Below are 10218 nucleotides of genomic sequence, written 5' to 3'. Positions count from 1 at the left end.
GCCGAGGTCAGGACTTGCGGGACCGCGCGGCCGTCTTCTTGGCCGCGGCCTTCTTCGCCGGCGCCTTCGCAGCGGTGGTCTTCGCCGCCGTGGTCTTCGCCGCCGTCTTGCGGGCCGGTGACTTCGTACGTCCCGAGGGAGCCGCGTCGCTGATCCGCTCCGCGTCCAGGATCTCCCGCAGGAACTTCCCGGTGTGGCTGGTCGCGACCCCGGCCACCTGCTCCGGTGTGCCTTCGGCGACGACGAGCCCGCCGCCGTTGCCACCCTCGGGACCCATGTCGACGACCCAGTCCGCCGTCTTGATGACGTCCAGGTTGTGCTCGATGACGATCACCGTGTTGCCCTTGTCGACCAGCCCCGACAGCACGTTGATCAGCTTGCTGATGTCGTCGAAGTGCAGCCCGGTGGTGGGCTCGTCCAGCACGTACACCGTGCGGCCCGTGGACCGCTTCTGGAGTTCGCTGGCCAGCTTCACGCGCTGCGCCTCGCCGCCGGAGAGGGTCGGTGCGGACTGGCCGAGCCGCACATAGCCCAGACCCACCTCGTTGAGCGTCTTGAGATGGCGCGAGATCGTGGGGACGGCCTCGAAGAAGTCGAGCCCTTCCTCGATGGGCATGTCCAGCACCTCGGCGATGGACTTGCCCTTGTAGTGGACCTCCAGGGTCTCCCGGTTGTAGCGCGCGCCGTGGCAGACCTCGCACGGGACGTACACGTCCGGCAGGAAGTTCATCTCGATCTTGATCGTGCCGTCGCCCGCGCAGTTCTCACAGCGTCCGCCCTTGACGTTGAAGGAGAAGCGCCCGGGGAGATAGCCGCGGACCTTCGCCTCCATCGTCTCGGCGAAGAGCTTGCGCACATGGTCGAACACCCCGGTGTACGTGGCCGGGTTGGACCGGGGCGTACGGCCGATGGGCGACTGGTCGACATGCACGACCTTGTCGACCTGATCGTCCCCGTCGACGCGGGTGTGGCGCCCCGGCACCGACTTGGCGCCGTTCAGCTCCCGGGCCAGGTGCATGTAGAGGATGTCGTTGACCAGGGTCGACTTGCCGGATCCGGAGACACCCGTGACGGCGGTGAACAGGCCGAGCGGGAACGACACGTCGATGTCCCGCAGGTTGTTCTCCCGCGCGCCGTGCACGGTGAGCTTCCGCCCGGGGTCGACCGGCCTGCGGACGTCCGGCGTCGGGATGGCCTTCTTGCGGGACAGATACTGCCCGGTGATCGACTCCTCGTTGTCGAGGAGTTCCTTCAACGTGCCGGAGTGGACGACCTTGCCGCCGTGCTCGCCCGCGCCGGGGCCGATGTCGACGATCCAGTCGGCCACCTTGATGGTGTCCTCGTCGTGCTCCACGACGATCAGGGTGTTGCCCATGTCGCGCAGCCGGATGAGGGTCTCGATCAGCCGGTGGTTGTCGCGCTGGTGCAGGCCGATGGACGGCTCGTCCAGGACGTAGAGCACGCCGACCAGACCGGAGCCGATCTGGGTGGCGAGCCGGATGCGCTGCGCCTCGCCGCCGGAGAGTGTGCCGGCCGCGCGGTTGAGCGAGAGATAGTCCAGGCCGACGTCGACCAGGAACCGCAGCCGTTCGTTGACCTCCTTGAGGACACGCTCGGCGATCTTCTTGTCCCTGGCGTTCAGCGTCATCCTGCCGAGGAAGTCGGCGCACTCGCTGATCGACATCGCGGAGATGTCGGCGATGGACCGGTCCATGACCGTGACCGCGAGGACCAGCGGCTTGAGGCGGGTGCCGTGGCAGGTCGGGCAGGGCACCTCGCGCATGTAGCCCTCGAAGCGCTCCCTGCTGGTGTCGCTCTCCGCCTCGGAGTGCCGCCTCTTGACGAAGGAGACCGCGCCTTCGAAGGACGGGGTCGTGTACGCCCGCTCGCGGCCGTACCTGTTCCTGTACCGCACCTCGACCTGGGTCTTGTGGCCGTACAGCAGGGCCTTCTTGGCCCGCTGCGGCAGTCCCGCCCAAGCGATGTCCGTACGGAAGCCGACAGACTCGGCCAGACCGCCGATGAGCCGGCCGAAGTACTCCCTGGTGTGGCCGTGCGACCAGGGGTGGATGGCGCCCTCGTCGAGCGACTTCTCCTCGTCGGGGACGATCAGCTCCGGGTCGACCTCCATGCGGGTGCCGATGCCCGTGCAGTCGGGGCAGGCGCCGAAGGGCGAGTTGAAGGAGAAGGAACGGGGCTCCAGCTCCTCGAACGACAGGTCGTCGTACGGGCAGTACAGATGCTCCGAGTACATCCGCTCGCGCTCGGGGTCGTCCTCCGGGAGGTCGACGAAGTCGAGCACGACCATGCCCCCGGAGAGCCCGAGCGCGGTCTCGACCGAGTCGGTCAGCCGGCGCTTGGCGCTGCCCTTCACCGTGAGGCGGTCGACGACCACCTCGATGGTGTGCTTCTCCTGCTTCTTGAGCTTCGGCGGCTCGCTCAGCTGGATGGTCTGCCCGTCGACGCGCGCCCGGCTGTACCCCTTGGTCTGGAGGTCCGAGAACAGGTCGACGAACTCGCCCTTGCGCTCCCTGATCAGCGGCGACAGCACCTGGAAGCGGCTGCCCTCGGGCAGCTCCAGGACCTTGTCGACGATGGCCTGCGGCGACTGGCGGGTGATCGGCCGGCCGCACTCGGGGCAGTGGGGCTTGCCGATACGGGCGAAGAGCAGCCGGAGGTAGTCGTAGACCTCGGTGATCGTGCCGACCGTCGAGCGGGGGTTGCGGGAGGTGGACTTCTGGTCGATGGAGACGGCCGGTGAGAGGCCCTCGATGAAGTCGACGTCCGGCTTGTCCATCTGGCCGAGGAACTGCCGGGCGTAGGAGGACAGCGACTCGACATAGCGACGCTGTCCCTCGGCGAAGATCGTGTCGAACGCGAGGGAGGACTTGCCCGACCCGGAGAGCCCGGTGAAGACGATCAGGGAGTCACGGGGAAGGTCGAGCGAGACATTCTTGAGATTGTGTTCGCGAGCGCCACGGACGATGAGACGGTCGGCCACGCCGGTCCGCACCTTTCTAGAGAGAAGCAGGGGCGGAGCCCCCTTACCAGAGTAATGGGGGTCGCCAGAGCGATGGACTGCCAAACGGAATGACCCGGGTCACTGGGGCACCGGGCTGCGAGGGCTCCTTACCAGGATGCCTCAGACGAGCTTATAGCACGCGCATTCGAATTACGGCTGCTTGTTGCCGCCTTCACCCGAAGGAGTGGTGGGACTATCGTCGGCTCATGCTTGATCATGTGCGCGACCTGGATTCCCTGCGTGAAGCGACCGAGCGGCTCCTCACCGCGGCCGCCCGACTGGACAACGCCTCCGTGGCCGAGCCGTCACGGCTGCCGGGCTGGAGCCGTGGTCACGTACTGGCTCATCTCGCCAGGAACGCCGACGCCCTCGTCAATGTGCTCGAAGGCCGGCCGATGTACCCGGACTCCGTCACCCGGGACTCCGACATCGAGCGGGACGCCCCGCGCCCCCTGGACACGCAGGTCGCCGACGTTCGCGCCACGGCCGAGCACTTCCAGCGGCTGGCGGCCGTCCCCGCCGACTGGGCACGCACGGTCGCGCTCCGCAACGGTGTGACGGACGTCGCCGCCCGGATCCCGTTCCGCAGGCTCGTCGAGGTCGAGCTGCACCATGTCGACCTCGGCATCGGCCTGGATCTCGAAGACCTCTCCGCCGACTTCACCGACCGCGAGATCGACTTCCTGACCGAGCGCTTCGCCGGGCACGCCGGCGTACCGCCGCTCGCCCTGACCTCCCCCGACGGACGCGCCTGGCGCACTGGCCGCGCCGACGGCACCCCGGCCGCCGTCACGGGCCCGGCGGCCGACCTCATGGGCTGGCTCGCCGGCCGGCGTGACGGGTCGGCGCTCAAGACCTCGGACTCCTCGCTGCCCGTACTGCCCCCGCTATAGGCTGAGTCGTATGACCTACAGCGGAGCCGTGAAGCTCGACGGACCGGCCGATGTGCACGAGTTGACCGACCTGATGATCTCGAAGGTCGCCGTCGGCGCGATGAACAACAACGCCTATCTGCTGCGCTGCCGGGCCACCGGGGAGCAACTGCTGATCGACGCGGCGAACGACGCGGCCACGCTGCTGACGCTGATCGGTGACGACGGCATCGCGTCCGTCGTCACCACGCACCGGCACGGGGACCACTGGCAGGCGCTGGCCGAGGTCGTGGCCGCCACCGGCGCCGAGACGTACGCCGGACGGTACGACGCCGAGGGCATCCCCGTCCCGACCGAGGTGCTGGTCGAGGACGGCGACACGATCCGGGTCGGGCTGATCGAACTGACCGCGCGCCATCTCGTCGGTCATACGCCGGGGTCGATCGCCCTGGTCTACGACGACCCGCACGGCCACCCGCACCTCTTCACCGGCGACTGCCTCTTCCCCGGCGGCGTGGGCAACACGCACCAGGACCCGGCGGCCTTCGCCAGTCTGCTCAACGACGTCGAGACGAAACTCTTCGACCGGCTGCCCGACGAGACCTGGGTCTATCCGGGCCACGGCGACGACACGACGCTCGGCGCCGAGCGTCCGCAGCTGCCGGCCTGGCGCGAACGCGGCTGGTAGCGCGAACACACGGCTGGCAGGCGGGCCGTCCCCTCGTCCCGCGGAAAACCGGCTGCCCCCGGCGCGGGGCTCTCGTTACGCTCCGGCCGTATGCAGCCGCTCACGTATCCCGCCAAGCCCCGCCCCGGCGACCGGATCGCCGTGCTTTCCCCCTCGTCAGGGCTGCCGGGTCTGTTCCCGCGCCCGTACGAACTGGGTCTGACCCGGCTGGAGAAGGACTTCGGCCTGGTGCCCGTCGAGTATCCGGCGACGCGGAAGATGGGGTCCACGCCGCGTGAGCGGGCCGACGACCTCCACGCCGCCTTCGCGGACCCGACGGTCAAGGCGGTCATCGCGAGCATCGGCGGGGACGACCAGATCACCGTACTGCCGCTGCTGGACCGCGAGTTGATCCGTGCCTCCCCCAAGCCGTTCTTCGGCTACAGCGACAACACCAATCTGCTGGCCTTCCTCTGGAACACCGGGATCGTCGCCTTCCACGGCGGCAGCGTGATGTGCGAGCTGGGCCGGCCCGGCGCGATGGATCCTCTTACGGAGGCGTCGCTGCGCGCCGCTCTCTTCACCTCGGGGCCGTACGAACTCGCTCCCGCCGCGCGCTACCGCGACATCGACCGCGACTGGGCCGACCCGGCGACCTTCCTCACCGAGCCCGAGACCCGGCCGGGCGCGGGCTGGACGGTGCACGGGCCCGCGCGAGTCGTGGAGGGCCGGACCTGGGGCGGAAATCTGGAGACCCTGTCCGGGCTGTTCACGGCCGGCCGGGAGATCCAGGACGACCTCGGCGCGTACGACGGCTGTGTGCTGCTGCTGGAGACCTCGGAGGAGCTGCCGGGCGCCGACGAGGTCTTCCGGGTGCTGCGCGACCTGGGCGAGCGGGGGCTGCTGCGGCGCTTCCCCGCGCTGCTGATGGGACGGGCCAAGACCTGGTCGCTGGAGCGCCGGAACAGCCCGGAGGAGTCGGCGCTGTACGCCCGGGAGCAGCGCGCGGCGGTGGTGCGGGCGCTGGACACGTACGCCCCCGACACGATGGCCGTCTTCGACGTGGACTTCGGGCACACCGATCCGCAGTTGGTCGTTCCGTACGGCGGCACGGTGCGGGTGGACGGGCCCGCGCGGCGGATCACCGTCAGGTACTGAGGCGACCCCGGCGCACGGACGGGACCGGGGCGAGCGGCTGATGCCACTCGCCCCGGTCCGGGCGTCTCGTACGCCTGTCAGGTACTCACCACCTACGAACGTGTGTCTCGTAGGTGTGTCTCGTACGTGGCGCGGTCAGGCCTCGATGTCGGCCTTGCCCTCGCTGTCCTTGCCCTCGACCCCGGCGTCCTTGCCCTCGGCCGCCTCACGCTCCGCCTGCTTCTTGGAGGCGATCAGGCTGGTGATCGTGGTGACGATCAGCACACCGCAGATGACGGCGAGCGAGAACGAGATGGAGATCTCCGGGACATGCACCCCGTTCTCGTGCAGAGCGTGCAGCACCAGCTTGACGCCGATGAAGCCGAGGATGACCGACAGACCGTAACTGAGGTGGACCAGCTTCTTGAGCAGACCACCGATCAGGAAGTACAGCTGCCGCAGACCCATCAGCGCGAAGGCGTTGGCGGTGAAGACGATGTACGGGTCCTGGGTCAGACCGAAGATCGCCGGGATCGAGTCCAGCGCGAACAGCACATCGGTGGTGCCGATGGCGATCATGACCACCATGAGCGGGGTCAGGACGCGCTTGCCGTTGTTCTGGATGAAGAGCTTCGTGCCGTGGTACCTGTCGGCGACACCGAAGCGCTTCTGTACAGACTTCAGCAGGCGGTTGTCCTCGATCTCCTCCTCTTCCTCACCGGCACGCGCCTCCTGGACGAGCTTCCAGGCGGTGTAGATGAGGAACGCGCCGAAGATGTAGAAGACCCACGAGAAGGTGCCGATGATCGCCGCACCGGCCGCGATGAAGATGGCGCGCAGGACAAGGGCGATGAGCACACCGACGAGCAGCACCCGCTGCTGGAGGTGTGAGGGCACCGAGAACTTCGCCATGATCAGGATGAAGACGAAGAGATTGTCGACACTGAGCGACTTCTCGGTGATGAATCCGGCGAAGAACTCGCCCGATGCCTGGCTGTTGCCGAACATCAGAAGGCCGACGCCGAAGAGTATGGCGAGAACGATCCAGACGATCGTCCAGATACCGGCTTCCTTGATCGACACGTCATGGGGCTTGCGCCCGATGAGGAAGTCGACCGCGATCAGGGCACACAGACCAAGAATGGTCAGGGCCCACAAAGTCCATGAAACGTCCACTGCGCCTCCGGCGTCGTACGGCTACTGATCAGCGTCGTCGCTGCCGGAGGTCTCTTCCACCCGAGCGTCTCATCTGCGCCTGCGGGCCGACGCCCCGGGACCGATGGCGGTCCGTATTGACGGGTACGTCGCGGTGTGGGAGTACTCCCCTCCGTTCAATGGAGAGTACAGGAAACCCCAAGAGAAGGTAAAGTCCAGGGTCAGGCAGGTGCCGAGGTGCAGGTCAGCTGCTAGTCAGCCGTTCACGGACGGGAGCGGGGACACGCGCCCGGACCGGGACGGGGGACCGGGCGCGCACGAGCCCCGCACACGGACGGCAGCCCGGGCGCGGACGGGGGCACGGACGCGTCAGCGGCGCCAGGCGCGGCGTGCCTCGGCGACCTGTTCGAGCACTCGCCGGAGTATCTCGCTGCCCGGCGGCATCGTCAGCGGTTCGAACGTCCACGCGTGCCCGACCCACGGGTCGGCGAGGTGGTCGTCGGCGACCGGGGTGATCCGCAGCAGCGAGCGCCACAGCGGGTCGAGTACGGGGCCGTACGCGCTGGCGTCCTCGCGGTCCGCGACCATCATCAGATGGACCCCGACGGCCGGGCCCTCGTCGGCGAGATACCGCAGCTGGGTGACCGCGCGGTCGTCGAACCCGTGCGGGAAGTCGTTGACGATCAGCAGCTGCTCGGCGGTGTCCAGCTCGGGCGGCAGCGAGTCGGCCGCACCGCCCCTGACGGCCATCTGCACCAGGTCCACGCGCTGGGTGAGCTTCGCGAGCACGGCGGAGACGCCGGCGGCGCCGCTCGCCGGAGGCTGGTTCAGCACGCCCGCGGCGACCAGCGGGGCGAGGGACATGGCGGCCGAGCCCGCGGCGTCGATCACATGGACGGTGAACTCGCCGGGCGGGTAGGCCGCGAGGAGGCGTGCGGCATGGCCGACCGCGTTGTCCATGGCGAGCTTGCGCAGCTGTCCCTCGTCCAGCATCAGGGCGCCCTCCGAGCCCGACCGGCCGCTGTCGATCCACAGGCCGCGCTCCAGCGGGAGCCTGACCAGCATGGGGATCCGCAGGTCCGTGCGCTCGGGCAGGTGGAGATCGCCGAGGCGCAGCGCCATCGGGTTGTCCATCGGGACGCGGTAGGCGTGCCAGACGGGGTTGTCCCAGCGGGCGTACGCGGGCGGCAGGGCGGGCTCGACGACGTCGGACTCGGCGGCCAGCTGGCCGAGGTCCCGGTCGAGGGCCTCGCGCGCCTGGTCGGTGAGCTGGTCGCGCTTGGCGCGGGCGACCTGGCGGGCCGCGTCGCCCGTGCCGCCTATCCGGCTGCGCGGGTCGGACAGGACCCGGTCCAGCTCCTGGTCCATCCGGGACTCGGCGAAGTCGACGGCGCTGCGGTAGGCGGCGGTGGCGCGGGCCAGGTCCTCGAACATGCCCCACACCTGGTTGTACAGGCGCTCCTCCATGGACCAGCCGGTCGCGTCACCCGCGACCGGGCGGGGCGCCTGGCCGGGCTGCGTCGGCGGCGACGCGGGCGGCGGGGTGGGCGGGGCGGTGGTCTGCCGGCGGGGGTGCGTGTAATTGACCCGTCCGCCGGCGGCGGCGTGCGCGGCGGCGGCCGGCTGCTGGCCCTGACCGTCCGACGGGGAGGCCGGCTGCTGGCCGGGGGTGCCCGGCAGTTGGTGCGGGGTGGCGCCGGTGCCGGGGGCCGTACCCGCGCCGGGGGTCACGCCGGAGCCCGGCGAGGCTCCCGCGCCCGCGGCGCCTCCCGCGGTCTGGCCGGGCTGGGTGGCCGTGGCGGACCTGTCGGAGCGGACACGTACGCCGTCGGGCGTGCCGGTCAGCGGTGCCTGGATCGCGCTGGCCATGTGCCGGGCCACGGCTTCCTGGATCCCGGCGGCGAACTCGCGGGCCTGCGGCACACCTTGGTCGCCGAACAGCTCGGCGAGCCCGCCCGCGTACCCCTGGCCGACGGCGCGGACCTTCCAGGCGCCCTGTCGGCGGTAAAGCTCCAGCGCGACGACGGCGGACTCCGCCTCCAGGCCGGTGAGGGTGAAGCTGGCGATCTCGGTGCCGTCGGTCGCGGTGACGGCGGCGAACGGGGCGGCCGTGGTGCCGAATCTGGACGGTCCGCCGACCCCTTCGGGGAGCGCGAGCAGGACGTGCACGAGATGCGCGCGGTCCGGCAGGGCCTCCAGGTCGACATGGAAGCGCAGCCCGGCGGCGGCCTGCCGGGACACCTCGATGCCGGGCAGCGTGGGCGAACCGGGGTGGGCGATCCACTCGACACCGAGGACCGTGCCCCGGTCGTCGCCGAGGGTGGCACACGCCAGGACCGGTACTCCGGCCGTCACCCGGATCTCCAGTCGGCTGTGGGGCAAGGGGTGGTTCTGCCCCCGGACCAGCTCGGCCGTCATCGCCTCTGTCCCCTCGTCGGTCACGCGTCGGTGGCCCGTAGTGATGTCGTTCTGTGGTGCCGTGTCCGAACTGCTCGGTGAGACGGTTCGGTTGGTGCCGGTCGGTGCTCGGTGCTCGGTGCTCGGTGCTCGGTAAGACTGTCTGTCGATACCGCCCGGCAAGCGGTACAGCTCCCGGCGGCCTTGCCTCCGGGAGCTGCGCTTGCGCTGGCGAGAGCCGTGCCTACAGGTGCGGCAGGATCGCCGGCATCAGGTCCTGGAACGTCCGGCCGTTGGCCGGGTTGCCCAGGGCGGTCATCTGCCAGCCGGCACCGGCGCGGTGCACCTTGGCCATGATCTGCGCGGTGTACTGACCGCCGCCGTCGAGTGTGTAGCGGGCCAGCTCGTCGCCGTTGGTCTCGTCGACGATGCGGCAGAAGGCGTTCTGCACCTCCTGGAACGTCTGGCCGGTGAACGAGTTCACCGTGAAGACGATCTGGTCGATGTGCACCGGAACCCGCTGCAGATCCACGAGGATCGCCTCGTCGTCGCCGCCCTGCCCGGCGCCGCCGACGAGATTGTCGCCGGTGTGCCGTACGGAGCCGTCGTCGCTGACGAGGTGGCGGAAGAAGACCACGTCGACCGGCTGCTTGTCGGCGAAGAGCACGGCCGAGGCGTCCAGGTCGATCTCGCGGGTGCGTGACCCGAACAGGCCACGACGCGGGGCGGCTTGCCAGCCGAGCCCCATGCGGACCGCGGTCAGGGTGCCGCCGCCCCTCTTCTCCAGGCTGATCGCCTGCCCCTTGGTCAGGTTGACCCCAGGGCCCCCGGCACTGCCCTTGGATACGTCGACCACGCGCTGTCCCCTCTCGGAAGTTCCCCCGCAACCGTCCATGTGTGCGGTTGTCCCGTACCCTACGCAGTCACACTGACAGCGCAGGAGACTTCGGCCGTTTTTGTGTCGGTCT

7 protein-coding genes are annotated in these 10218 nt (G+C 69.6%); 3 read left to right on the top strand and 4 right to left on the bottom strand.

The features are described from left to right. Positions 1-7 precede the first annotated feature (7 nt). Positions 8-3001, bottom strand: a complete 2994-nt coding sequence (uvrA, locus tag ACFUN8_RS17890) for an excinuclease ABC subunit UvrA (RefSeq protein ID WP_383637917.1) — start codon at positions 2999-3001, stop codon at positions 8-10. A gap of 227 nt (positions 3002-3228) precedes the next feature. Here uvrA and ACFUN8_RS17885 point away from each other — a divergent pair, with 227 nt between their 5' ends. The 3 genes from ACFUN8_RS17885 (at position 3229) to ACFUN8_RS17875 (ending at position 5719) form a co-directional block, all read left to right on the top strand. Then, positions 3229-3915: a maleylpyruvate isomerase family mycothiol-dependent enzyme gene (locus tag ACFUN8_RS17885; protein WP_383637914.1), complete on the top strand. Its 687-nt coding sequence runs from the start codon at positions 3229-3231 to the stop codon at positions 3913-3915. Between the two features lie 10 nt (positions 3916-3925). Beyond that, positions 3926-4582, top strand: coding sequence for an MBL fold metallo-hydrolase (locus tag ACFUN8_RS17880; protein ID WP_383637911.1), 657 nt, complete (start codon positions 3926-3928; stop codon positions 4580-4582). 90 nt (positions 4583-4672) lie between these two features. Beyond that, on the top strand, positions 4673-5719 hold the full coding sequence (locus ACFUN8_RS17875) for a S66 peptidase family protein (RefSeq protein WP_383637908.1): 1047 nt from the start codon (positions 4673-4675) through the stop codon (positions 5717-5719). Between the two features lie 135 nt (positions 5720-5854). On the opposite strand, the gene ACFUN8_RS17870 is transcribed toward ACFUN8_RS17875, so the two are convergent. The 3 genes from ACFUN8_RS17870 to ACFUN8_RS17860 form a co-directional block, all read right to left on the bottom strand. After that, a complete protein-coding gene (locus ACFUN8_RS17870; RefSeq protein ID WP_383637905.1) occupies positions 5855-6874 on the bottom strand; it encodes a TerC family protein in 1020 nt (339 codons plus the stop codon). 348 nt (positions 6875-7222) lie between these two features. Beyond that, positions 7223-9271 carry a TerD family protein gene (locus tag ACFUN8_RS17865; protein ID WP_383637902.1) on the bottom strand — a complete coding sequence of 683 codons (2049 nt, stop codon included), beginning with the start codon at positions 9269-9271 and terminating at the stop codon, positions 7223-7225. A 223-nt stretch (positions 9272-9494) separates the two neighbouring features. Continuing rightward, entirely contained in the window at positions 9495-10061 is a 567-nt protein-coding gene (locus ACFUN8_RS17860) for a TerD family protein (RefSeq protein WP_031231966.1), read from the bottom strand. Between the last annotated feature and the right edge of the window lie 157 nt (positions 10062-10218).

Origin of the sequence: Streptomyces sp. NPDC057307, from assembly GCF_042667665.1 — a bacterium.
Classification (GTDB): Bacteria; Actinomycetota; Actinomycetes; order Streptomycetales; family Streptomycetaceae; genus Streptomyces.
Note: the sequence above shows the minus strand (reverse complement) of the source record. Positions and strands in the feature narration are given on the sequence as shown.

Coding starts and splice junctions, on each gene's coding strand:
- ACFUN8_RS17885 (WP_383637914.1), top strand. CDS start 3,229: ATGCTTGATCATGTGCGCGACCTGGATTCCCTGCGTGAAGCGACCGAG.
- ACFUN8_RS17880 (WP_383637911.1), top strand. CDS start 3,926: ATGACCTACAGCGGAGCCGTGAAGCTCGACGGACCGGCCGATGTGCAC.
- ACFUN8_RS17875 (WP_383637908.1), top strand. CDS start 4,673: ATGCAGCCGCTCACGTATCCCGCCAAGCCCCGCCCCGGCGACCGGATC.
- ACFUN8_RS17865 (WP_383637902.1), bottom strand. CDS start 9,271: ATGACGGCCGAGCTGGTCCGGGGGCAGAACCACCCCTTGCCCCACAGC.